Source organism: Faecalibacter rhinopitheci (assembly GCF_015234135.1).
GTDB lineage: Bacteria > Bacteroidota > Bacteroidia > Flavobacteriales > Weeksellaceae > Empedobacter > Empedobacter rhinopitheci.
In genome coordinates this window covers 223,190-247,112 of the sequence record NZ_JADGIK010000003.1, presented here as the reverse complement: position 1 = coordinate 247,112, position 23,923 = coordinate 223,190, and the positions used below count along the sequence as shown (strand labels likewise).

At 32.8% G+C, this 23,923-nt stretch carries 23 protein-coding genes; 15 read left to right on the top strand and 8 right to left on the bottom strand.

The window, feature by feature from the left end; genetic code table 11:
• The first annotated feature begins 6 nt into the window (after window positions 1-6).
• From hisG to hisIE, 9 genes are all read left to right on the top strand, one after another.
• The gene (gene hisG / locus IM532_RS06145; RefSeq protein WP_194182573.1) at window positions 7-864 is read left to right on the top strand and encodes an ATP phosphoribosyltransferase; all 858 of its coding nucleotides are present in this window, start codon (window positions 7-9) and stop codon (window positions 862-864) included.
• Window positions 865-897: 33 nt separating this feature from the next.
• Window positions 898-2,181 carry a histidinol dehydrogenase gene (hisD, locus tag IM532_RS06140; RefSeq protein ID WP_194182572.1) on the top strand — a complete coding sequence of 428 codons (1,284 nt, stop codon included), beginning with the start codon at window positions 898-900 and terminating at the stop codon, window positions 2,179-2,181.
• Window positions 2,181-3,230, top strand: a complete 1,050-nt coding sequence (gene hisC, locus IM532_RS06135) for a histidinol-phosphate transaminase (protein WP_194182571.1) — start codon at window positions 2,181-2,183, stop codon at window positions 3,228-3,230. The genes hisD and hisC overlap by 1 nt, the downstream gene beginning before the upstream one ends.
• 189 nt (window positions 3,231-3,419) lie before the next feature.
• Window positions 3,420-3,776: a four helix bundle protein gene (locus tag IM532_RS06130; protein ID WP_194182570.1), complete on the top strand. Its 357-nt coding sequence runs from the start codon at window positions 3,420-3,422 to the stop codon at window positions 3,774-3,776.
• A 40-nt stretch (window positions 3,777-3,816) separates the two neighbouring features.
• Complete coding sequence (gene hisB, locus IM532_RS06125) at window positions 3,817-4,950, top strand: bifunctional histidinol-phosphatase/imidazoleglycerol-phosphate dehydratase HisB (protein WP_194182569.1); 1,134 nt, start codon at window positions 3,817-3,819, stop codon at window positions 4,948-4,950.
• Window positions 4,950-5,528, top strand: a complete 579-nt coding sequence (gene hisH, locus IM532_RS06120) for an imidazole glycerol phosphate synthase subunit HisH (protein WP_194182568.1) — start codon at window positions 4,950-4,952, stop codon at window positions 5,526-5,528. Before hisB ends, hisH begins: the two co-directional genes overlap by 1 nt.
• 104 nt (window positions 5,529-5,632) lie before the next feature.
• Complete coding sequence (hisA, locus tag IM532_RS06115; RefSeq protein ID WP_194182567.1) at window positions 5,633-6,349, top strand: 1-(5-phosphoribosyl)-5-[(5-phosphoribosylamino)methylideneamino]imidazole-4-carboxamide isomerase; 717 nt, start codon at window positions 5,633-5,635, stop codon at window positions 6,347-6,349.
• Between the two features lie 150 nt (window positions 6,350-6,499).
• On the top strand, window positions 6,500-7,252 hold the full coding sequence (gene hisF / locus IM532_RS06110) for an imidazole glycerol phosphate synthase subunit HisF (RefSeq protein ID WP_194182566.1): 753 nt from the start codon (window positions 6,500-6,502) through the stop codon (window positions 7,250-7,252).
• Window positions 7,249-7,860, top strand: coding sequence for a bifunctional phosphoribosyl-AMP cyclohydrolase/phosphoribosyl-ATP diphosphatase HisIE (gene hisIE / locus IM532_RS06105; protein WP_194182565.1), 612 nt, complete (start codon window positions 7,249-7,251; stop codon window positions 7,858-7,860). Before hisF ends, hisIE begins: the two co-directional genes overlap by 4 nt.
• Window positions 7,861-7,900: 40 nt before the next feature.
• Here hisIE and IM532_RS06100 read toward each other — a convergent pair whose 3' ends face one another.
• A complete protein-coding gene (locus IM532_RS06100) occupies window positions 7,901-8,677 on the bottom strand; it encodes a DUF2490 domain-containing protein (RefSeq protein ID WP_194182564.1) in 777 nt (258 codons plus the stop codon).
• 383 nt (window positions 8,678-9,060) lie between these two features.
• Here IM532_RS06100 and IM532_RS06095 point away from each other — a divergent pair, with 383 nt between their 5' ends.
• The 4 genes from IM532_RS06095 (at window position 9,061) to IM532_RS06080 (ending at window position 14,344) form a co-directional block, all read left to right on the top strand.
• Entirely contained in the window at window positions 9,061-10,524 is a 1,464-nt protein-coding gene (locus IM532_RS06095) for an ankyrin repeat domain-containing protein (RefSeq protein ID WP_194182563.1), read from the top strand.
• Window positions 10,525-10,580: 56 nt separating this feature from the next.
• On the top strand, window positions 10,581-11,024 hold the full coding sequence (locus tag IM532_RS06090; RefSeq protein ID WP_394368346.1) for a DUF2271 domain-containing protein: 444 nt from the start codon (window positions 10,581-10,583) through the stop codon (window positions 11,022-11,024).
• Window positions 11,025-11,026: 2 nt separating this feature from the next.
• A complete protein-coding gene (locus IM532_RS06085; protein WP_194182561.1) occupies window positions 11,027-13,219 on the top strand; it encodes a PepSY domain-containing protein in 2,193 nt (730 codons plus the stop codon).
• Window positions 13,220-13,339: 120 nt separating this feature from the next.
• Window positions 13,340-14,344, top strand: coding sequence for an FAD:protein FMN transferase (locus tag IM532_RS06080; protein ID WP_194182560.1), 1,005 nt, complete (start codon window positions 13,340-13,342; stop codon window positions 14,342-14,344).
• Between the two features lie 12 nt (window positions 14,345-14,356).
• On the opposite strand, the gene IM532_RS06075 is transcribed toward IM532_RS06080, so the two are convergent.
• From IM532_RS06075 to IM532_RS06045, 7 genes are all read right to left on the bottom strand, one after another.
• Window positions 14,357-15,409, bottom strand: coding sequence for a DUF6630 family protein (locus IM532_RS06075; RefSeq protein ID WP_194182559.1), 1,053 nt, complete (start codon window positions 15,407-15,409; stop codon window positions 14,357-14,359).
• Window positions 15,409-17,010 carry a S41 family peptidase gene (locus IM532_RS06070; protein ID WP_194182558.1) on the bottom strand — a complete coding sequence of 534 codons (1,602 nt, stop codon included), beginning with the start codon at window positions 17,008-17,010 and terminating at the stop codon, window positions 15,409-15,411. The genes IM532_RS06075 and IM532_RS06070 overlap by 1 nt, the downstream gene beginning before the upstream one ends.
• Entirely contained in the window at window positions 17,007-18,656 is a 1,650-nt protein-coding gene (locus IM532_RS06065; RefSeq protein ID WP_194182557.1) for a S41 family peptidase, read from the bottom strand. The genes IM532_RS06070 and IM532_RS06065 overlap by 4 nt, the downstream gene beginning before the upstream one ends.
• Window positions 18,657-18,697: 41 nt before the next feature.
• Window positions 18,698-19,531, bottom strand: a complete 834-nt coding sequence (locus IM532_RS06060; RefSeq protein ID WP_194182556.1) for a hypothetical protein — start codon at window positions 19,529-19,531, stop codon at window positions 18,698-18,700.
• Between the two features lie 4 nt (window positions 19,532-19,535).
• Window positions 19,536-20,141: an HD domain-containing protein gene (locus tag IM532_RS06055; protein WP_194182555.1), complete on the bottom strand. Its 606-nt coding sequence runs from the start codon at window positions 20,139-20,141 to the stop codon at window positions 19,536-19,538.
• Window positions 20,142-20,236: 95 nt separating this feature from the next.
• Window positions 20,237-22,309: a S8 family peptidase gene (locus IM532_RS06050; RefSeq protein WP_194182554.1), complete on the bottom strand. Its 2,073-nt coding sequence runs from the start codon at window positions 22,307-22,309 to the stop codon at window positions 20,237-20,239.
• A gap of 35 nt (window positions 22,310-22,344) precedes the next feature.
• Window positions 22,345-22,620, bottom strand: coding sequence for a hypothetical protein (locus IM532_RS06045; RefSeq protein WP_194182553.1), 276 nt, complete (start codon window positions 22,618-22,620; stop codon window positions 22,345-22,347).
• Window positions 22,621-22,729: 109 nt separating this feature from the next.
• On the opposite strand from IM532_RS06045, the gene IM532_RS06040 reads away from it, so the two are divergent.
• Entirely contained in the window at window positions 22,730-23,251 is a 522-nt protein-coding gene (locus IM532_RS06040; RefSeq protein ID WP_194182552.1) for a 30S ribosomal protein S16, read from the top strand.
• A gap of 24 nt (window positions 23,252-23,275) precedes the next feature.
• The gene (gene rimM, locus IM532_RS06035; protein ID WP_194182551.1) at window positions 23,276-23,800 is read left to right on the top strand and encodes a ribosome maturation factor RimM; all 525 of its coding nucleotides are present in this window, start codon (window positions 23,276-23,278) and stop codon (window positions 23,798-23,800) included.
• Window positions 23,801-23,923: the final 123 nt, after the last annotated feature.

Genomic DNA, 23,923 nt, shown 5'->3' with positions numbered 1-23,923 from the left:
TATAAAATGAGTAAATTAAAAATTGCCATTCAGAAAAGCGGAAGATTAAGTGAAAAATCCTTAGAACTATTAAAGGATTGCGGGATTAAAATTTCTGCTAGTGGTAGAAAATTAAGAACCGAATCATCTAACTTTCCAATCGAAGTATTATTCTTACGCGATGACGATATCCCACAATATGTAGAACAAGGTGTAGCTGATATCGGAATCTTAGGTGAAAATGAAGTTTGGGAAAAAAATAAAGACATCAATATTGTTCGTCAATTAGGTTTTGCAGGATGTAAATTATGTTTAGCTATTCCTAAAGATGAAGTTTATACTGATTTATCATTCTTCAAAAACAAAAAAATTGCCACTTCTTATCCTCGTATTTTAGGCAACTTCTTCCAAGAAAAAGGTATTAACGTAAAAATCGAAGAAATCGGTGGAAGTGTAGAAATTGCACCAAGCATTGGTTTGGCTAATGCTATTTTTGATATTGTTTCTACAGGTTCTACATTATTAACAAACGGTTTAAAACAAGTGGAAACAGTTGTAGAATCTCAAGCTGTTTTAATTGCAAATAAAAACTTAGAAGCTGAAAAGCAAGCAATCGTAGACCGTTTATTATTCAGAATCGAAGCCGTAAAACAATCTTCAGAAAACAAATACATCTTATTAAACGCTCCAAATGAAAAGTTAGAAGAAATCATTGCTTTATTGCCAGGAATGAAATCTCCTACAATATTACCATTAGCGCAAGAAGGTTGGTCATCTATTCATACAGTAATTAAAGAAGATACTTTTTGGGATATCATCGAGCAATTAAAAGCTTTTGGTGCCGAAGGAATTTTAGTATTAGAAATTGAAAAAATGATTTTGTAAGACGTAAGTCTTAGAATTTAAAACTAACAATAGATGCAAACCTATATAAACCCACAACTTTCAGATTGGTCAGATTTAACTTCTCGTCCAACCAAAGAAGCGCAAGATTTACAAAAAATTGTTTTAGATGTTTTTGGTAAAATCCAAACGGAGAAAGATCAAGCTTTAATCAACTTTACAGAACAATTTGATAAAGTTCGATTAACTTCTTTAGAAGTTTCTGCGGAAGAAATTGAAGAAGCAAAAGCATTAATCTTTGAAGATTTAAAACAAGCGATCAAATTAGCAGCTTCTAATATTGAAAAATTCCACGCGGTACAACGTGAGGAAGTAAAAGTCATTGAAACAACAAAAGGTGTGAATTGTTGGAGAGAATCGCGCGGAATTGAAAATGTCGGAATCTATATTCCTGGCGGAACTGCACCTTTATTTTCAACAACATTAATGTTAGGAATTCCTGCAAAATTAGCCGGATGTCAAAATATTATTTTATGTACACCTCCAAATAAAGAAGGAAAAATTCACCCAGCAATTTTATATACAGCAAACTTAATCGGAATCGAAAAAATCTACAAAGTTGGAGGAATCCAAGCGATCGGCGCTTTAACGTTTGGAACAGAAACGATTCAGAAAGTCGATAAAATTTTTGGCCCAGGAAACCAATATGTAACGGCTGCAAAACAAGTAGCTCAAAATTTTGGAGTGGCGATTGATATGCCTGCTGGTCCTAGTGAAGTTTTAGTGATTGCAGATGAAACTTCCGTTCCGAAATATGTAGCTGCCGACTTATTGTCACAAGCAGAACACGGAATTGATTCTCAAGTGATTTTATTAACAACGAACAAGCAAACGTTAAACGAAACAATTGCCGAAATCAACGCGCAATTAGAAGTTTTACCACGAAAAGAATTAGCAGCTAAAGCATTAGAAAATTCGAGAGGAATTGTTTTAAATTCGATTGAAGAATGTGTTGCTTTCTCTAATATTTATGCGCCAGAGCATTTAATTTTCGCTTGCGAAACTGCGGAAGATTTTATTCCAAAAATCATTAATGCAGGTTCTGTTTTCTTAGGAAACTATTCGTGTGAATCGGCTGGAGATTATGCTTCAGGTACAAATCATACCTTACCTACAAACGGATATGCAAAAAATTATTCGGGCGTTTCTTTAGATAGTTTTATCAAGAAAATTACCTTCCAAAAATTATCAGCAGAAGGAATTCAAAACATCGGTCCTGCTATCGAATTTATGGCAGAAGCTGAAGAATTATTTGCGCACAAAAATGCGGTTACTTTACGCTTAAACGATTTAAAATAATGAACAATTTCAACTTAGATACAATCATTCGTCCAAACGTAAAAGCAATGAAAGCGTATTCATCTGCTCGCGACGAATTTCAAGATATCAATAACGATTTCGTTTTCTTAGATGCCAACGAAAATCCGTTTAACAATGGATTAAATCGTTATCCAGATCCTTTACAACGAAATGTAAAATCGATTTTAAGCGAAATTAAGAACTTCCCTGCCAATCAGATTTTATTAGGAAACGGAAGTGATGAAGTTTTGGATTTAATTTTCCGTGCGTTTTGCGAACCAAATAAAGATAATGTCATCGCCATTTCGCCATCTTACGGAATGTACGGTGTTTTAGCTAATTTAAATGCTGTTGAATACCGTAAATCATTATTAAACGAATCCTATTTTCAACCCAACATCGAAGATATTTTCTCGAAAGTGGATGAAAACACGAAAATGATTTTCTTATGTTCGCCTAACAATCCGACGGGAGAAATCATCAAAAGAGAAGCGATTTTAGAAATTGTCAATCGTTTCAACGGATTAGTAATTATCGACGAAGCCTATATTGATTTCGCAACTGAACCATCTTGGATCGAAGAAATTAACAATTATCCAAATGTAATCGTTACCCAAACGTTATCAAAAGCTGTTGGTTTAGCCGGCATTCGTTTAGGAATTTTATATGCTTCACAAGAAATTGTAGCTGTTTTAAATAAAATTAAACCGCCTTATAACATCAATCAATTAACACAGTTAAAAGCAATTGAAATTTTAAGCGATTACGAAAAAGTGGTAGCTGCAACAAATACGATTATTCAACAAAAAGAAGTTTTAGAAAATGCCTTAACTGAAGTTTCTTTTGTAGAAAAAATCTATTCAAGCGATGCGAATTTTATCTTAATCAAAGTGGATAATGCCAACGAGCGTTATAACCAATTAGTTGAAAAAGGAATCGTAATTCGTAACCGTAACAACGATGATTTATGTGAAAATTGTTTACGTATTACAGTTGGAACGGAAGAGGAAAATGGGAAGTTGATGGAAATGCTTAAGGGGTTAAGTTAGTAAGTTAGTAAGTGATTAAGTTTTTATGTGGTTAAGTGTTTAAGTGTCTAAGTGATTAAGTTTTTAAGTTTATGATATTTCACTTGATTAAATTTTTCAACTTATAAACTGAACAACATACTAACATAAAAACTGTCCAACTTAAACATTTTTCATAACTTAATATACTAACCTTTAAACCAAATTATTATGGGCCTAGTTTATGATTTAAATTTATGGAAAGAAGCGCATCAACTTGTTTTGGAAGTGTATAAAACGGTAGATAAATTTCCTAAATCAGAAATATTTGCATTATCGAGTCAAATGAAACGATGTGCAGTTTCTGTTCCTGCCAATATTGTTGAAGAATATAAGAAGCAAACGAAAGCTCATCAAATCCATTTTTATAACATTTCAGATACATCTTTAGAAGAACTGAAGTATTACTTTTTACTTTCTAAGGATTTGAATTATATAACAGAAAAAGAACACAAAATATTGATGAGTAAAAGTGAAGAAGTAGGAAAAATGATTGCCGGTTTTATAAAACATATAGGCGCGAAATAACTTAAAAACTTCATCACCTAATCACTTACAAACATACAAGATGAAAAAAATACTTTTTATAGATAGAGATGGAACAATGATTTTAGAGCCGACTGACTATCAAGTAGACAGCTTTTCTAAATTAGAATTCTATCCAGAAGCATTTACTTATTTAGGTAAAATTGCAAAAGAATTGGATTATGAATTAGCGATGGTAACGAACCAAGACGGTTTAGGAACGCCTGCTAATCCAGATGAATTATTCTGGCCAATTCAAAATTTCGTAGTGAAAGCATTCGAAAATGAAGGAGTTAAATTTGAAGATATCTTCATCGATAAAACGTTTGCACACGAAAATGCTCTAACTCGTAAACCTGGAACGGCGATGTTAACCAAATACATCAACAATCCGGAATATGATTTAGCGAATTCTTTTGTAATTGGAGATCGTATTACCGATGTTAAATTAGCGCAGAATTTAGGGGCAAAAGGAATTTTCATTGCCAATGATGAAGCCTTAGGAGCAGACGAAATCCAAGATAACGAAGGCTTAAATGATGCTATTGCATTAAAAACAACTTCGTGGAAACAAATTTACGAGTTCTTAAAATTACAGAATCGTACAGCTTCAATTGTTCGTAATACCAACGAAACAAAAATCAAAATCGATTTAAATTTAGACGGAACAGGAAAATCAGATATTTCTACGGGTATCCACTTTTTCGATCACATGTTAGATCAAATTGCGCGTCACGGGCAAATGGATTTAGTGATTAAAGTGGACGGCGATTTAGAAGTAGACGAACACCACACGATTGAAGATACTGCAATTGCTTTAGGAGAAGTTTTCGCTCAAGCGTTAGGAAATAAATTAGGCATCGAACGTTACGGTTTCACTTTACCAATGGACGATTGTTTAGCGCAAGCAGCGATTGATTTTGGTGGAAGAAACTGGTTAGTTTGGGAAGCAGATTTTAAACGTGAAATGATTGGTCAAATGCCAACAGAAATGTTTTATCACTTCTTTAAATCGTTTACAGACGGAGCAAAAGCCAACTTGAATATCAAAGCGGAAGGAACAAATGAGCATCACAAAATCGAAGCGATTTTTAAAGCGTTTGCAAAAGCAATTAAAGTAGCGGTAAAACGCGATCCAGAAAAAATGATTTTACCTTCAACAAAAGGAATGCTATAATGATTGCGATTGTAAAATATAACGCAGGAAATGTAAAATCGGTTTACAATGCCGTAACTCGTTTAGGTTACGAAGCGGTAATTACAGACGATTTTGAAACTTTGCAAAATGCAGATAAAGTAATTTTTCCAGGTGTGGGAGAGGCGAGTTCTGCAATGACTTATCTCAAAGAAAAAGGTTTAGATGAAGTCATCAAAAACTTAAAACAACCAACCTTAGGAATTTGTTTAGGTCAGCAATTGATGTGTGCTTTTTCGGAAGAAGGAAACACGGATTGTTTAGGAATTTTTCCAATTCAAGTAAAGTTATTTCCATCAACGGAGATTGTTCCACATATGGGGTGGAATACCATTTACGATTTAAAAACCACTTTATATAAAGGAATTGAAGAAAACTCGGACATTTATTATGTACACAGTTTTTACTGCGAACTTTCAGAATATACGATTGCGAAAACCAATTATATTCTAGAATATTCAGCTTCTTTAAATAAAGATAATTTTTATGCAACTCAATTTCACCCAGAGAAATCAGCTGGAATTGGAGAGCAGATATTGAAGAACTTTTTATCGCTATAAGTGATTAAGTTGTGAAGTTTTTATGTGCTAAAGTTAAACTAGACGAACTTAAACACTTACAAACCTAATAACTTAAAAACTTGAACACTTAAAAACTAAAAAATATGAGAATCATCCCAGCAATAGATCTAATCGACGGAAAATGCGTTCGTTTATCTCAAGGCGATTACGATACAAAAAAAATATACAACGAAAATCCATTAGAAGTTGCGAAAGAATTCGAAGATTACGGAATCGAATTTTTACACTTAGTGGATTTAGATGGTGCGAAATCAAAGCAAATCATCAATTATAAAACATTAGAATTAATCGCATCGAAAACCAATTTAAAAGTGGATTTCGGTGGTGGAATTAAGGCAAATGATGATATTCGAATTGCTTTTGAATGTGGTGCGAATCAAATTACAGGTGGAAGTATTGCTGTTCAAAATCCTACTTTATTTCAAGAATGGATTTCTCAATACGGAAGCGAAAAAATCATTTTAGGAGCAGATGCTAAATACCGTAAAATTGCAACACACGGTTGGTTAGAAACTTCTGAATTAGATGTGATTGATTTTATCCAAGAATACAAAGCCAAAGGGATTGATTATGTGATTTGTACTGATATCGCGAAAGATGGAATGTTACAAGGAACATCGAACGAATTGTATGCAGAAATTTTAGCTTCTGCAGACGTAAAATTAATTGCTTCTGGAGGAGTTGCTTCTATCGACGATTTAATTAAAGTTAAAGAATTAGGTTGCGAAGGTGCTATTTTAGGAAAGGCGATTTACGAGGGACGTATTCAGTTGAAGGATTTAGTAGAGTTTATCAGTTAGTAAGTGGTAAAGTGTTTCAGTTGGTAAGTTGTACAGTGTTTCACTTCTAAAACTGGATTATGTCTAAATTATAAGATTTAAAAACAACAACAACTTAAACACATTAAAACATACTCACAGAACAACGTCAACACATAAAAACTTTAGAAGGTGTTAAAAAAAAGAATCATTCCCTGTCTCGACATCAAAGATGGAAGAACAGTAAAAGGAGTTAATTTTGTTGGATTACGCGATGCCGGAGATCCAGTGGAATTAGCAAAGAAATATGTAGAAGAAGGCGCTGATGAATTGGTGTTTTTAGATATTACAGCGACGATTGAAAAACGTAAAACCTTAGCTGAAATGGTCGAAAAAATTGCGGCGGCAATTAATATTCCATTTACAGTGGGTGGCGGAATCAATTCGGTAGAAGATGCTTCGGTTGTAATTCAAGCAGGTGCGGATAAAGTCTCTGTAAATTCATCTGCAGTAAAAAATCCTCAATTGGTGGCTGATTTAGCAGCTCGTTTTGGATCTCAATGTGTGGTTGTTGCTGTGGATACACGCGATGTAAACGGTACACAAAAAGTTTTTGTCAGTGGTGGAAAAATTGAAACCGAATGGGAAACGCTAGATTGGGTAAAGAAAGTGGAAGAATTAGGAGCTGGAGAAATTCTATTAACATCGATGGATGGAGATGGAACAAAAGCTGGCTTTAAAATTGATATTACGAAATCCGTAGCAGAAGCTGTAAATATTCCGGTAATTGCGTCTGGTGGCGCAGGAAAAATGGAACATTTTACCGAAGTGTTTACCCAAACAAAAGCAAGTGGAGGTTTAGCGGCAAGTATTTTTCACTTTGGTGAAATTCCGATTCCGACACTTAAAAATTATTTAAAAGAACAAAACATTCCGATACGATGAAAATCGATTTCACAAAAAGTAACGACGGATTAGTTCCTGTCATTATTCAGAATTACCTAAATAATCAAGTATTGATGTTAGGCTATATGAACGAAGAAGCATTTGCTAAAACTGAAGAGTTAGGAAAAGTAACTTTCTATTCTCGTTCAAAAAATAGATTATGGACAAAAGGGGAAGAATCAGGAAACTTTTTAGAAGTAAAATCAATTGCAATTGATTGTGATAACGATACAATTTTAATCAAGGCAAAACCATTTGGACCAACGTGTCATACAGGTTCTACAACTTGTTTCAACGAAGTATCAAATCGTGGATTTGTTTACGAATTGGAGCAAACCATTAACGACCGTATCGACTTAGCAGAAGATAAAGATTCATACACGTATAAGTTATACAATAAAGGAATCAATAAAATTGCACAGAAAGTTGGTGAAGAAGCGGTTGAAATTGTCATCGAAGCAAAAGATAACAATGATGATTTATTCTTAGGTGAAGCAGCAGATTTGATGTATCACTATTTGATTTTACTTAAAGCAAAAGGATTTAAATTAGAAGACGTAGAAAACGTTTTAAAATCGAGAGAAAATGGTCCAAGACGACCGGAATAATATAACAAAAACCTCATCCTAAGGATGAGGTTTTTGTTTATTAAAAAATATGGAAAGGATTTTCCCAAGTGATATCTACCGAAGCATAATGTGCACTATGCGTAGAATTCTTTTCGATTAAATTATTCATATAACCTACGCTTATTGCAATTGGAGTTTCTTGAGGTCGATAGGTATAAAACATAGTAAAACGCGCTTCTTGGTACTTAAAATCGCTCCATTCTTTTGTAATATTATCTTTACTTGTAGAAAATAACACTTCTGCTCCAGCTGTTAAACTATGTTTATCATTCTCATCTAAAGAAATTGAAGCTTGAGATTTTAAACGTGATCGTAATTGCAATGGTTCATCAGTATTTTTCCAATCTTGATCCATAAATTTTCTTACTTCCTGACGAGCAGTTTGAGTCAATTTCACTTTTCCTATTTTCGTAGAATATGCCATACGAGCATATAGTCTTAATTCTTGCTGAGTTGCAATATTTTCAGACATATTTACTACATCCATAGAATAATCCATCTGTTTACGGTAACTTATTGCATAGGATACTTTCCAATTTTTATCCAATTCATTATAAAATTCTTGGTTCAATACTACAATTGCAGGCTTTGAAATTAAATTATAATTATCTTCATCACTTTTAAGCCCCACTCCAATATATGTCATTGATTCAAAAGTCTTATCTTCATTCAAATCTTGTCGTAATCCCATCGCATACCAACTTGCAGAATTAGTATCCCCTAAACCTGGTGGAGATACTTGTGCTTCTAAAAAAGTTGATAATAATAGAATGATAATTATATTGAAAAATTTCATAAAAGTAGTTTAGTCTTTATTTGAAAACAAAGCTAGTTACGAAATCTGTAACAAATTAGGATTTAAAAAATTTATCCTAAGATTATAAATTAAAAGTTACTTTAATTTATAGAAATTTTATTATTCGATTAGAATATCACAAATTACATATAGAAATTTATTAAATCACATTTTGATTCAAGAAGTCTTGTTATGATTTTATCAATTATAATATCGGTTTAACCAATTCAAAAATAAGTGTGTAAATGAAATCCTAATATTTATGAGTTTAATCATTAATTAGTTTTTTATACTTAATGTTTAGAATAATTATAAATAATGTATTATTTTTGATATCAAATTAAAATTGGTCTAAATAACAATTAAACAAAATAACTCTATATATGAAGAAATTATTCATTACTGTTGCGGTATTAGTAGCATCGTTTTTACAAGCGCAAACAAATACTTTAATGGATGCTAGTTTTTGGAAGAATAATCCAACATTAGAAAACATCAAAGCTGAAATTGCAAATGGGAATAATCCGTCTTTTCAAAATGGAGGTTTTTTTGATCCTGTTGTTATAGCAATTAATAATAAAGCAAATACCGAGATAATTAAATTTTTAATTGAACAAGAAGGAAATAGTGTTGATAAAAAAACACACCACTCCAGAATATATTTACAGTGGGCTGCAGCTGCAGGAAATCTAGAATTAGTAAATTATTTAATTTCTAAAGGTTCAGATGTACATTATAAAGACAGCCACGGTGATGATGTGATAACATATGCAGCAAGTGCAGGGAACAAGAATTTAGCGGTATTTGATGCGCTAATTAAAGCAGGTGCAAATCCAAAAGTAAAAAACGAAGAAGGTACAAATTTAATTATGGCTGCTATTGCTAACGATTCAGATTTAAGTGTAACCAATTACTTGATTTCAAAAGGTGTTTCTTTAACAGAAAAAGATCAATTTGGTCGAACAGTAGCAGATTATTCAATCAAACTAGGAGATTTAAAAATTGTAGATCAATTAATCGCTAAAGGAGTCAAACCTACAGATCAAGCTTTATTTTTTGCGACGCAAGGGTCAAGAACAAAAGAAAATGGAATCGAAGTTTTCAAATCTTTAATTGAAAAATATAAATTAAATCCAAAAACTTTAAATCTTCAAGGTCAATCCTTAGTACATGCGTTATCTCGTAGAGGAAATCTAGAAATTATTAATTACGTATTAGCTAAAGGTGCTGATGCAAAAGTCGTAGATAAAGAAGGTAACACCGCTCTAATGGTAGCTTCCGCTGGAAAAAACACGGATTTAATCAACATCTTATTAGCTAAATCGAATAACATTAATGCAGTTAATTCAATAGGCGAATCGGCTTTAACTAAGGCGGTGGCTTCTGGTTCTTCAGAAATTGTGACTTTGTTAATCGATAAAGGTGCTAAATCAGAAATTGTGGATAAAGAAGGAAATAATTTAGCCGTTCATTGGTTCAATTCATACAAACCAAAAGATGAAACTTTTGCTCAAAAACAACAAATTTTAACCAACGCGAAAGTTAATTTTAAAGCAACTCAACACAAAGGTGCTACTTTATTGCATTTAGCAGTTGATAAAGGAGATGTGGAATTGGTCAAAAAAGCAATTGAATTAGGTGTTGATATCAACGCTCAAGATGAAGATGGTAACACAGCTTTACACAAAGCAGCTTTAATTGCGAAAGATGATCAAGTTTTAAAAAATCTAGTAGCTGCTGGTACGAAAAAAGATTTAAAAACAGAATTCGAAGAAACTGCATATGAATTAGCAGAACAAAACGAATTTTTAAAGAAAAATAATGTATCGATTGACTTCTTAAAATAATATAGGAAATGAAATTTAATATCATAAAAAAAATATTTAGTGTTGTTGTCATCTTAATGGCTACAGCCACTTTTGCTCAAACAACAAAGTATAAAACAATGATTCAGATGGAAAATTACACAGGTAAGGAAGCTTACATTGTAATTTCTTTAATCAATCCAAAAGGTCAATACGAAAAAACATTAGGAATTTTAGGTCCTGATAACGAATGGTACAATACGCTAAAAGAATGGCACAAATTCAACAGTAAAAAGAAAGAAAAACTAAACGGCATCACAGGTGCCTCTGTTGCAGGTGGAGCAAGAGCAACACGTGTCATCGAGTTTGATACAGCTAAGTTAAATAAAGGCTACAAATTACGTTTCGAATCAGCAGTTGAAACTCAAAAATACGTAGTAAAAGATGCTGAAATTGTATTAACTAATGCGGCTTTAGACAACAAAGCAGGTATCAAAGGAACACAATACATCAAAGCCGTACGTTTTATTAAAGTACAATAAGAATGACATTATCGATTTGGAGATATGCTCATTTAGCGTTGGCATTTATTTCTTCAGCCTTTTTAATTATTCTTTCAATTACTGGAGTAATTTTAGCAGTTGATGCCATCAATGAGAAATCTCCGACCTACAAAGTAGAGAATTTTGAAAATATTACACTCGCGCAAGTCTTACCCATTTTGCGCGAGAATTATTTTGAAATATTAGAAGTTAAGATTGATCACAATGATTTTGTGACGATTGATGCGATGGACGAAGATGGAAATCAGATCCAAGGGTACATCGATCCAAACACCGGTAAAAAAATTGGAGAAATCGCTCAAAAAAGCGAATTCATCAATTGGACAACTGCTCTTCACCGTTCTTTATTTTTAAAAGAAACTGGACGGGCAATTGTTGGTGTCGTTTCTTTCTTATTGTTATTAATTTCCCTTAGTGGATTAATCTTACTGATTAAACGTCAGCAGGGAATTATAAACTTTTTTACCAAGGTCAATAAAGATTCTTTTGCTCAATATTTTCACGTCGTTACAGGACGTTGGTTGTTAATTCCAATCTTAATTGTCGCCTTAACTGGAACATTGATTTTCTTGGCGCGATTAGAACCTTTGGTTGGTCAGCCTACAGAAATTAAACATCAAGTCGCTGAAGATTTATCAGCAAAAGATTTAAAAGACATCGAAATCTTTCAAAACACGAAATTAAGTAGCGTCGAAAAAATTGAATTTCCTTTTATTCCGGATGACGAAGACGAACCTTTTATTATTCATTTAAGAAAGAAAGCGATTTCGGTTAATCAAGTCAATGGATCAATTATTTCTGAATCACTGAGTCCTTATTCAGCCATTGTTGAAAAATTCAATATTGATTTACATACAGGTCGTACTAATGTAATTTGGGCAGCTGTTTTAGGAATTGCTTCTTTAAATATTCTATTCTTTATTTGGTCTGGGTTTGTAATTACTTATAAACGCACCAAAACGAAGCTAGGTAAAAATAAATTTAAATCTTCTGAAGCTGAAATTATTCTCTTAGTAGGTTCTGACAATGGTTCGACAGTTGGATTTGCAAATAAAATTCATCAACAATTTTTAGCGAACGGAAAGAAATCATTTATGGTTCAAATGAATCAATATGAATCGTATCCAAAAGCGGAACATATCGTGGTTTTTACTTCAACTTACGGGATTGGTGATGCGCCAGCTAATGCCAAGAAATTTGAAGAATTAATCGATAAATATCCGCAACAACAAAAGGTAAAATTCTCTGTCGTTGGATTTGGTTCAAGAGCTTACTCCGATTATTGTGGTTATGCGGTTAAAGTAGATCAATGGTTCGAAAAACAATCGTGGGCAACGCGTTTATTAGATTTAAAAACCATCAACGATAAATCTCCAGAAGAATTCACCAATTGGGTCATTGCTTACAAAGAAGCAACGGATATTCCGTTAGCGACAACTCCAGCAATCTATGTTGGAAAAGCACCTAAATTAAAAGATTTAAAGGTGATTTCGACGACACAAGTTACCGAAGACGATGCCACTTTTATTGTTATTTTAGATTCGAATCAGAAGTTTAAATCGGGTGATTTATTGGCTATTTATCCTGCCAGCGATCATCGTGAACGTTTGTATTCGATTTGTAAAGTCGAGAAAAAATTGCAGTTGATTGTGAAGTTGCACGAATTTGGTTTAGGCTCTCAATATTTACACCATCTAAAAGCTGGTGAATCCATCAAAGCACACATCGTAAAAAACAAAGCGTTTCATTTTCCAAAACAAGCATCAAAAGTGATAATGATTGCCAATGGAACCGGAATTGCGCCATTTTTAGGAATGGTAGATGAGAATAAAAAGAAGGTGGAAACACATTTATATACAGGTTTTAGATTTGATAATTACATCACAAAAGGGTATCAACAATTTGCGAAAGAACAGATCGAAAAGAATCAATTAACGCAGTTTCATATTGCATTTTCTCGTGAAGAAAATAAACAATATGTGATGGATCTAGTTCGAAGAGATGCGAAATTCTTTGCAGAAATATTACAACAAAATGGTGTCATCATGATTTGTGGTGCTTTAGTGATGCAACATGATGTCGAAAAAGTATTGGAAGAAATTTGTCAAACCCATCTCAACCAATCATTCGATCATTTTAAATCAAACGGACAGTTTTTAACGGATTGTTACTAGATTAAAGTTGATATTAGAATTAATATATTATGTGATCCTGAAACAAGTTCAGGATGACTTAACATGTCAAGCTGAATTCATTTCAGCTTCTCATCCATTGTGTTAAACCACAGATAAACAATGAAATCCTCATTTTTTAAATACATATTCATTTTTATACTATTTGTATCACTAATTCCGGCAAATGCACAAACGGTCGGAATTAGGGATACTGTTTTAATGGGAAGCCGATTTAAAATTACCTTGGTTGATATCGATGCCATTTCGGTTGAAAAAAACATCAACAAAGCCATTGACGAGATGGTACGAATTGAAAATTTAATTTCGGATTGGAAACCAACTTCACAAGTTTCTCGAATCAATCAAAATGCAGGAATTCAACCAGTAAAAGTGGATCAAGAAGTTATCGACTTAACCAAACGCGCTCTTTACTTCTCCAACATAACAGAAGGAGCTTTTGATATCAGCTTTGCGGCGATGGATAAGATTTGGAAATTCGATGGTTCTATGGAAGAAATTCCGACCTCATTAGCAATTCAAAAAGCCATTGAAAAGATCGGTTATCAACATATCATCATCAACGAAGAAGCTTCAACTATTTTCTTAGAAAAACCAGGAATGAAAATTGGCTTTGGTTCAACAGGAAAAGGATATGCGGCAGATAAAGCCCGTGAATTAATGCTTCAATTGGGAATAAATGCTGGAATTATTGATGCTTCTGGCGATATAACCACTTGGGGAAATCAACCCAATGGTGAACCGTGGAAAATTGGGATTACTCATCCTTTTCGAAAATATAAATATGCCGAAATTTTAACTTTTAAGAATGCTGCTGTAACCACTTCAGGCGATTATGAGAAATTTGTCATGATTGATGGAGAACGTTATTCCCACATCATCAATCCCAAAACAGGAATGCCTTCGACAGGTTTAACAGGTGTAACAGTTATTGGACCAAATGCTGAAATGTGCAACGGTTTTTCAACTTCCATAATGGTTTTAGGTGAAGAAAAAGGATTAGCATTCATCAATCAGCAAGAAGAGTATGCAGCACTTTTAATTACTGATAAAGGAAAAATCATCCGTTCAAAACGCTACAAAAAGATTAAAAAGAAACTTAAATAATCGATAGAATTTCTACCCTACAACTTCAAGATATATTCCTGCAAAATAAGATTGGTTGATCACCTCATCGGCATCTTTTAAATCAATAATAAAGAAAAAATAGCTATCTCCAAACGAATTATAATTCATCAAGATTTTACCATTTTGCTTTAGAAACAATTGAATGTAAGGAAACAAATCGGCTGAATAAGTATCTTCTGGAATTTCTATTTGTAACGGTTGATCGACTGCTGAAGCAATAAAATCTTCAAGATCTTCAAACTCAAATTTCCAATCCGATTGCCAATAGAATTCTAAAAGTAAATCGGCATTATCGCCCTCGTCTTCCATTTCATCCACTACCAATTTTTGATGTAATTTTTTTGCGCGATGCAAGACTTCTGATTCATCGGTCAACGGATTAATCAATTTCAATAAATTAGCATACAATTGTGCATTGACTTCATAATACACTTCTTTTGTAGCGTCTTTGAACATTTTATCCAAATGAGGTATGCCCATCGTTTTACACAATCCTAACAACACATCTTCTATCTTTTCAAGCGCTTCCGCGTGATCGGAATTTATGGGTAAAATCAAACTACACGGTTCGGCTTTTTGCCAAAAATCAATAAAATCTGTATCAAATTGTGACGAATAAAGCACCTCATACACATTGATTTCATCGGAATCTTGATATCCACAAAAGATTAAAAAATCGTGATTAATCCATTGAAATTTATTTTCTGGATGGGAAGTTTTAAAAAACAGATGTAAGAAGTTCACAGAGTTTTCATTAAAGTATCCTGCTTCTACGGTTGAAAAATTAATTTTAGGAGCGATGATCGCATATAAATCTTCATAGGTAGAAATGCCGTTTGGAATTAATTGATTTTCCAAATCAAATGCATTCGGTATCAAATAATAATTCAATTCACAAAATCCCTCCGTACCGATCACTTTTGTACGATAATTGAATTCATCATCCTGTTCATAAAACTCAAAAATAGATTTAAAAATTTTAAGAAAATCTGTAGCTCCTTGTGAGTTGGATTCTTGCTTGGGATTAAAAAATTTTGAGAACATTATGGGGTAGTATGAGGTATAATTTGACGTAAGGCTTTATTGTTCTGTTTCACATCTGTAATGATCCATCGCAATTGCGGATCAATATTTTTTATACGATCTTCTAAAGTCGTTTTAATTTCTTTATTTGGAAATATACCGTGGCCCTTTACTTCCGTTTGATAGTATTTAGGCTCTAAAAATACGGTACCAATATGCAGCTTTAGTTTCGAATGAGGCAATTCATATTTCGGCATTAGTCCCGCCACACTTCCATTGGCATCGCCCCCCGTTTCTTCACCCACAAAGTAAGCGCGGTTAAAACCTTTTAAATTAGATGAAATCAAAGATGACGCAGAAAACGAACCTCCATTAATAATTACGTACAGATTTCCGGTGTAAGGATGATCAGGTTGATTATTTCTAATGCGACTTAATTGTGGCTTAATATAATATCCCGTGTCGTCCTTTCGGGTGATCAAATGAGACAACAATGATATTGGATACACTATTGGCCGAGACCATTTAGAGAAAAGGGATACAATAGCATGCTGAAATGCTGAAGGTTTTACGATGGATTGTTTGGCTAAAAATTCTTCTTGATCAGGTACAAAATAAGAAAACAATTGAAAAGCATCAGCTAATCGTCCACCACCATTATTTCTTAAATCCAACACCAGATTTTTTACCTTGTGTGTTTTTATCAATTCAAAAATCTTTTGATAATCCTTTGTATAATCGCCATAACTAAAAGTACTTACACGGAGCACGGCAAAGGTGCTATCATTAGTAGGAAACGATAATACTCTGGCGTAAGTCTTATTGCTTTTAATGAATGAAAACTCATACGATTTCAACGGATTAACTTTTGCTACTTTCTTTGGCATTTGAACCCGAATCGTATCTTTTTTATCGGCTATTTTTTTATTTTCTTCTCCTTTTTTAAACGTACGTTTTGCCCAATACGGATATTTTTTTCCCTGATAGGATAATTCGAATAAAACAGAATCCTTGATGGGATGTTCTAAATTATAATAGTAGGTAAAGAATGTACGATTTAGCCGGTTTTGAAAATAAGAGGTATTAAATCCATCACCATAAAATGTATGATGAAATTTATTTAAATAGTAAGCGGGAGCGATTGAATCAATACTAAGAATAACTGCACCTAGTTTTACCAATGAATCTTTTGATTTGGTCTGTACCAAATACAAAGAATCATTTTGCCAAAAGGTCGTCAATTGACTCAATGGTCCAGATGAATCTTTGATGCGTTTTAATTCATGTTTAGGATACCTCGGAAACAAAGGCATCACATCCGTATGACCATGTCGAATTTCACTCACTACGGGTTGTAATTTCAAGAAAAATTCGTTGGGTTTCAATGTTTGTTTAATCGTAGCTTTTAAACTATCAAAACGAAAATCAATCATTTCTTGCGAAACATACCAATCCAATTTGGGATGATTCTTTTTTAATTTCCGGTGAACAAATTCAATATCTTTTAGTTGTTGTTCAACCGTGAGATCACGTTCCAAATGCGCATTATATCGCTCAACTGATAAACAACCAGTTGAAATCAGAATTAAAAATCCCAATACGATATAATGCTTTATTTTCATTGTTTTTTCTTCTTTATATCTTCTAAAATCCAATCCAATTGAGGATCATGTTCTTGCATAAAATCTGAGAAATGATAGGGTATTTCCTGATGAGGGAACACGCCTCTCCCTTTCAATTCTCGTGTTTGATTCGGTTGAAAGACCATTTGAGGAATTAGAATTTTTATTTTCGAATGGGGAAGTTTATAATCTTCTGAATAACCTGCCACTGTTCCATTATAATCTCCTCCAGTTTCTTCACCTACAAAAATAGCTTTACCTTCAGCATATAATGCAGACGAAATTAAACTGGCTGCAGAATAACTTTTCCCACTCGTTAGTACATACAAATTCCCTTCATAACGGTTCTTATCTTTGAAAAGAAAATTTTTCTTGCGACCGTCGTTATAATAATATGCGCCATCCATTTTCGTTGTACGAAAAAATGACTCCGTTGATTTATAAACAATTAAAGGTAAGAATATTGTATGTGAAAATGGATTTGGTTTACGATAAAATCGAGAAAATAAAGTCCATTTCGATTTCACTTTCAACAAGGGATCAATCACCATTTGAGGCTCGCTCTTCGTTGTCAAATAAGCAAACAGATGATTGATATCTTCAGGATATCCTCCACTATTCTCTCTTAAATCTAAGATTAAATTTTTTGTACCTAGTCTTTGTATAGAATCAAAAATATGATCATACGCTTTCTTATGAATTCCTAAAGTAAATGAATTGATGTCGAGTACCACAGTTGTTGAATCTTGTGGATTAGGAAAATACAAGGCACGATTGTATCTCTTTTTCACTCGATCAAAAGCATAGTATTTATTGATTTTACGTTCTAATTGTAGACTATCTTTTACTTTTAATCGTTCCGCTTTCGTTAATTTTCTTTTTTCAATTTTCAGATGATCTTTAACAGACTGAATCGAATCTTTTTTGGAAGTGAGTGTATCTTTTTTCTGTTTATCTTTTTTCTGTTTATCTTTTTTTAATTCACGATATAAAACATGTTGAAAAACTGAATCATTCTTCTTCAAGGTTAATACAACAGAATCTCTCACTTTCAACTTACGATCGACGTAATTGATATAATATGGCGCATTATAATTTTGATTCAACACTTTTGTATACCCATCACTCGCACGAATATTTGGATTCTTTTGAATAAAATCTTGATAAGAATACCCATCAATAGCTAAGAGTTCTGAATGAACCAATAAAGTGGAATCTTTCGTATAATTCTTATCCAAAAAAATACGATTTTCAGCATTTTTAAAGGCCAATAATTTCAATGGATTCTTCGATCCTTTATACTTTTTTTTGGCTTCTTTTGTTAACTTGTAATCAAGTGGCGAAACATACGTATGCCCATGCCCAAAACTAGAAACAACTTGCATCAAATGCATGGCAAAATCATTGGGAACCATCGGCTGAGTAATGGTCGATTTAAAACTATCCAAACGGAATTTTATCACCTCTTCGGGATAGTACCAATCCAAATTCACATGTTTTTTCAGCAATTTATTCGTAGTAAAATCCACATCTTTTCTCAACGCTTCTACACTTAAAGGTTGATCCAAATGTTGATTGAATTTTTCTTTCGATACACATGAAAATGTACCCCATACAAGCAATAAAAGTCCAAAATATTTATTCATGGAAGTGATTTATCAGTAGAGACGCTAATAATTAAAAAAGGTTACTTTTTTGTTGAATTTAATATGTACTTATAGGTATAATCCATTTTTATCGTTAAACCATCTTTTTCCATGGTCATTTTCATTGGTCCTTCGAATGATGAATCATAGATGTTATTATCTTTTACAGAAACCTGCATCTGCCCCATCACCTTATAGTTATCTATGCTTATCATTAATCCGTCTAAATTTTGCTTTTTTTGATCCGAAAACAATAACACATCAAAATAAGCCCAATCGTTTTCTAGATTTTTTAAAGTATATTTTACGACGAAATCCATCACATAATTTTTCCCATTTTCTAATGGAATATCCGTACTAAATGGTAAGGAATGACTTTGACCAATAGTAAAAGTTTCTGTAGGATATTTCGTTAAACTTTCAAAACTTTTTAATATTCCTGAAAATACATCTTTGTATTGTGCTGGACCAACATACTCAAATTTTTCACGTCCTTTATCATTTGAAATTCCTTTTAATTTTACTTCATACAGCCCTTTAAGTTCGTCTGAATTATAAGGAATGGGCTGATTGTTCATTTTAAGCTTCATATCAATATTCGTATAAGTCACTTCAAATGGAACGTCTTTATTCGGTAATTGATGGAAGGATTGAGTCTGAATATCAAAAGTAGAAAGGGTATGTGAAGTTGTTTCTTTTTCTATCCCTTCGATTTCAATAGGAGCATCAATTTGCATTTTTAATTCCAAATCAGAATTCATCTTCATCATATAAATGCTATTGGGCGCTAATGTCCCTTTGAATTGAAATGTATCTTGCGCAAATGATGAGATGGATAATAAACTAAATAATAGGGTTGTTTTTAAACTTTTCATAGCCTTATGGTTTTACTTCTGAATAAAATTGTTGGATAAAATTTTCCATGTAGACATGTCTTTCTTGGGCGATGGCTTTTCCTGTTGCCGTATTCATCAAATCCTTTAATTTGAATAATTTGTCATAAAAATGTTGAACGCTGGAAGCATTTTTACTTTGATCGAAGGGATGATATAATATATTTCCTGTACTTCCTCCATAGGCAAAGCATCGCGCTATCCCTACAGCTCCAATTGCATCTAAACGATCCGCATCTTGTACGATCATCGCCTCGATGGAAGTTGGTTGATTGCCTTTGCTAAACGATACTTGAGAAACAATCTCATTTACGCGTGCTATAATTGCTGCATCCAAATTCAAGGATTGTAAATACGATGTGATCATTTCTTCTGATTGGTCTACACCGCCATGCAATTTATAATCTCCAATATCATGCACCCATGCGGCTAATTCGACTAAAAAAGCATCTGCATTTTCGTGAGCTAAAATCTTTTTGGCATTGATTACCACACGTTCGATATGGAAATAATCATGACCTGTACCTTCATCCAAAAATGTCTTTTTGATGTAGCGTTGTACCTTATTTAATATCTCTTCTTCTTTTTTCATTTTTTAAATTTTAGATTATCGAACTGCTTTTTCCAAAAAAAAACTTCAATAGCTAAGCTATTGAAGTTTTTAATAAAATTAAAACTTAATAAAAATTATTGTTTAATGAACTTTTTAGAAGTTACACCTTCATTTGTTGTTATGTTAATAATATAAATTCCACTTGATAAAGATGAAACATTTACAACATCTTTCTTAGAAGTTGAAATTACACGTCCTGTTAAATCCACAATCTCAATTTTGTCAATTTTAGATGTTGATTTCACATTTACTACATCTTTTGTAACTGTCGGGTAAATAGATACTGAATTTTTAGAAACTAAATCGTTAGTAGATAAATAAGATCCTGCTCCGGTTGCAATCATCACATAATTTTGTTTGATTTCTATTCCATCATAATCTACAAGTTGCCCTTTATTAGAAACAACAATTTTATATTTTCTACCAGCAATAGGATTTTTAACTAAAACTTGCTCCACATTATCCACATTATTATCTCCTTTTACTGCAGCTCCACTTACATTTGCTAAGTCTAATTTCCAAGGCATATGTACTGTGCCATCTTCCAAATCTATGATTCTTAAATCTAAATCGTTTACTAATTTTGAAGTTGTATCTTGTGTAGGATTTGATGTAGGTCTTGCTGCCGTATCAATCCAAGTGATTGTAACTTTTAAATCTTCTCCTTCTTTAGCAGTAACAATTTTTTCGTAATCTGTACCTGAAACTTTTTCGTTTCTTTCATAAATATTTTCGCCATTATTTGTAGATAAAACTAATTCTGCGGCGGCTTTTGCATCTACCATTCCCCATCCAAACCAGTTGTCAGGTCCATCATAGTCTCCTGCTTCCATTGCAGAGTGAATAACATAAGCTTTAGATTCATCAGCAAATAAGTCATACGATGCATCATTTATTAAAACTCTTTTTAATTGATTTAGAGCACCAATTATTCCTGTTACTTTCGGTGCTGAGTAAGATGTTCCACTACCTGCTGAATAAGAATTTACAGCAGTAGAACCAGCAGATATTACAGATGTTCCTACAGCTACCACGTCAGGTTTTATAGCTCCATCTTTACGAGGTCCAACACTACTATAACTAGATCGGATAATATCGGATGTTTTTGTAACTCTAAAATCGTTTGTTTGGCTAGGTAAGTTTACTGCACCTACAACAATAATATTTTTAGCTAAAGATCCTGTCCCAATACAATATGCATCTGTAGAACAGTTATCAGCAGGAATAATTTCTCCTTCATTAAAAGGTACATATCCTGCTGCGGCACTTTGATATCTGTATATTGGTAGGTTAGGATTGTTGCTTGGTCCTGTACCAAAATAATTCCCTGAAGATTTAACAATCGTTAAATTAGGATCTGTACTTACAATCAAATCATAATTCGTATCATTTCCTAAATACGCACTAAAATACGTTTGTAATGGATCTGTAAATGAAGAACTATTTACTGGATAGTAAAATCCTGCTCCACGAGTTCCAGTTTGAGCTGATTCTTGAGACCATCCATAATTGACACCATAAGAATGATTAGAGATTGGATCTGCAAATTCTAATATTTTATTATAAACACTTCCATTTACAGTAGTTGCAAAACCTGCATGATTTATAAATGCTTTTGGTAAAATACCTTTCGCCGCGTTAGCAATAAGACCACCACCATAGTTAACATTAGCTACTCCTTGAGCTGCAATTAACGATGAAACAGATGTAGCATGAGAACTTAATGCTTGGGCTCCATTTTCTAAATCATTAATTCGGTAGCTTCCTTCGTTTTCTAAATCCTTAAATTCATTATGGGTATTAAACACCTTACCTCCATCAAAAATTGAGATAACCATATTTTCACCATTTAAACTTATATCTCCTACTTCTCCATTTTGAAGCATATCGGCATTAGATGCTTTATTTGCTCTTATATCATCTTGAGTATAAAAAATAATATAATCATCAGTAATTCCGGCTAAGGTAGAGGCATTATATTTTGTATTTTCTATACCTTTTAGTTGCGGATTATTACTATTATATAAGGCTTGATTTGCGGCTGTTTCTTGCGTAAATTTTTGCTTAACAGATTCTTTTGTTTGAGCATTTACTGTAGTAAAATTAATTAAGGTAATTAATAGTAGAGGTAGTAATTTTTTATTCATACTTTTTAGTGTTAAATTTTTTAATTTAATTTATTTTATTTCGTTTCAGTTTGGTTAAATATAGGAGCTTCATCAACAAAGCCACTTAAGGTTGATTTATTTTTTAATGAATCTTCAATAAGTTGTAGACTATCAAATTTTCTTTCATTTTCTTTTTGTTGTTGAGTGAACTTCTGTTTCAATTCTTCTCGTTTTTTTTCAATAGAATCTATTTCTTTATTATCAGACTCTAACTTCTTATTTGTATTACAACTCATCATTACAGTAACAATAAAGAACAGTATATTGGTTATTCTAAAATATTTCCCCATATATATTTATGATTCTATTTAACTAAGTTATAAAAAATATTATAAAAAATCATATCTTTGCATCTCAATTTTATAAACGGGACGAGTTCCCATATTAATTAGTTATACAATGGCTACAAAAATTAGATTACAAAGACATGGTCGTAAAGGAAAACCATTCTTTCACATCGTAGTTGCTGATTCAAGAGCAAAACGTGATGGTCGTTTCATCGAGAAATTAGGTACTTACAACCCAATTACTAACCCTGCAACAGTTGAATTAAACGTTGAAGCTGCAGTAAAATGGTTAATGACTGGTGCTGAGCCTACAGAAACAGCTAAAGCTTTATTATCTTACAAAGGTGCTTTCATGAAGAAACACTTATTAGGTGGTGTTGCTAAAGGTGCATTTACTCAAGAAGAAGCTGAAACTCGTTTCGCTGCATGGTTAGAAGCTAAAGAAACTAAAGTACAAGCTAAAAAAGACGGTTTATCTTCAGAAGCTACTGCTGCTAAATTAGCTGCATTAGAGGCTGAGAAAGCTGTTAATGCTGCTCGTGTTAAAGCTGCTGAAGCTGCTGCTGCACCAGCTGAAGAAGCTACTGCTGAGGAAGCAGAAGGTACAACTGAAGAAGTTGCTACAGAAGAATAATTTTAAAGTTCAAGAAAAGATCCAATGACAAAGAATGAATGCTACTATTTAGGTAAAGTTACTAAAAAACATGGTTTTAAAGGTAATTTAATCATTCACTTGGATACAGACGAACCGGAATTATACGATACTTTGGAAGCAGTGTTCATCGAGCAAGATGGAACACTGGTTCCTTTTTTCTTTGAAACTTCACAACCTTATCAAGGAACTAAATTATTAGTGAAGTTTGAAGATATTACTCCTGAAGAAGCTGAGCGATTAGTTAATCGTGAAATCTATCTTCCTCTAAAAACATTACCTAAACTTACAGGTACTGCTTTTTATTACCACGAAATTATTGGTTTTACAATTTATGACGAGTCTAACACTGAAGTTGGAACAATTAAATCTGTAAATGATTCTGCTGCACAAGCTTATTTTGAAGTCGATGCAAACGGAAAAGAAATCTTAATTCCAATGATTGATGAATGGATTTTAGAATTAAATCGCGACGAAAAAGCGATGTTAATGCAAATTCCAGACGGTTTATTAGACATCTATTTAGGTTAATATCCTTTTAAATTTTATTGTAAAATAATTCTTCTTCTTACAAATTGATAAGTAGAACGATTTGACGCATATAAAAACTATACCTTGGTCTTTATATTAATTGTCAATTTCGTAACTTTGCAG

What these genes read in the sequence shown, in the direction of transcription:
- hisG (WP_194182573.1), top strand. Translation starts at nt 7, where the DNA reads ATGAGTAAATTAAAAATTGCCATTCAGAAAAGCGGAAGATTAAGTGAA.
- hisD (WP_194182572.1), top strand. Translation starts at nt 898, where the DNA reads ATGCAAACCTATATAAACCCACAACTTTCAGATTGGTCAGATTTAACT.
- hisC (WP_194182571.1), top strand. Translation starts at nt 2,181, where the DNA reads ATGAACAATTTCAACTTAGATACAATCATTCGTCCAAACGTAAAAGCA.
- IM532_RS06130 (WP_194182570.1), top strand. Translation starts at nt 3,420, where the DNA reads ATGGGCCTAGTTTATGATTTAAATTTATGGAAAGAAGCGCATCAACTT.
- hisB (WP_194182569.1), top strand. Translation starts at nt 3,817, where the DNA reads ATGAAAAAAATACTTTTTATAGATAGAGATGGAACAATGATTTTAGAG.
- hisH (WP_194182568.1), top strand. Translation starts at nt 4,950, where the DNA reads ATGATTGCGATTGTAAAATATAACGCAGGAAATGTAAAATCGGTTTAC.
- hisA (WP_194182567.1), top strand. Translation starts at nt 5,633, where the DNA reads ATGAGAATCATCCCAGCAATAGATCTAATCGACGGAAAATGCGTTCGT.
- hisIE (WP_194182565.1), top strand. Translation starts at nt 7,249, where the DNA reads ATGAAAATCGATTTCACAAAAAGTAACGACGGATTAGTTCCTGTCATT.
- IM532_RS06100 (WP_194182564.1), bottom strand. Translation starts at nt 8,677, where the DNA reads ATGAAATTTTTCAATATAATTATCATTCTATTATTATCAACTTTTTTA.
- IM532_RS06095 (WP_194182563.1), top strand. Translation starts at nt 9,061, where the DNA reads ATGAAGAAATTATTCATTACTGTTGCGGTATTAGTAGCATCGTTTTTA.
- IM532_RS06090 (WP_394368346.1), top strand. Translation starts at nt 10,581, where the DNA reads ATGGCTACAGCCACTTTTGCTCAAACAACAAAGTATAAAACAATGATT.
- IM532_RS06085 (WP_194182561.1), top strand. Translation starts at nt 11,027, where the DNA reads ATGACATTATCGATTTGGAGATATGCTCATTTAGCGTTGGCATTTATT.
- IM532_RS06080 (WP_194182560.1), top strand. Translation starts at nt 13,340, where the DNA reads ATGAAATCCTCATTTTTTAAATACATATTCATTTTTATACTATTTGTA.
- IM532_RS06075 (WP_194182559.1), bottom strand. Translation starts at nt 15,409, where the DNA reads ATGTTCTCAAAATTTTTTAATCCCAAGCAAGAATCCAACTCACAAGGA.
- IM532_RS06070 (WP_194182558.1), bottom strand. Translation starts at nt 17,010, where the DNA reads ATGAAAATAAAGCATTATATCGTATTGGGATTTTTAATTCTGATTTCA.
- IM532_RS06065 (WP_194182557.1), bottom strand. Translation starts at nt 18,656, where the DNA reads ATGAATAAATATTTTGGACTTTTATTGCTTGTATGGGGTACATTTTCA.
- IM532_RS06060 (WP_194182556.1), bottom strand. Translation starts at nt 19,531, where the DNA reads ATGAAAAGTTTAAAAACAACCCTATTATTTAGTTTATTATCCATCTCA.
- IM532_RS06055 (WP_194182555.1), bottom strand. Translation starts at nt 20,141, where the DNA reads ATGAAAAAAGAAGAAGAGATATTAAATAAGGTACAACGCTACATCAAA.
- IM532_RS06050 (WP_194182554.1), bottom strand. Translation starts at nt 22,309, where the DNA reads ATGAATAAAAAATTACTACCTCTACTATTAATTACCTTAATTAATTTT.
- IM532_RS06045 (WP_194182553.1), bottom strand. Translation starts at nt 22,620, where the DNA reads ATGGGGAAATATTTTAGAATAACCAATATACTGTTCTTTATTGTTACT.
- IM532_RS06040 (WP_194182552.1), top strand. Translation starts at nt 22,730, where the DNA reads ATGGCTACAAAAATTAGATTACAAAGACATGGTCGTAAAGGAAAACCA.
- rimM (WP_194182551.1), top strand. Translation starts at nt 23,276, where the DNA reads ATGACAAAGAATGAATGCTACTATTTAGGTAAAGTTACTAAAAAACAT.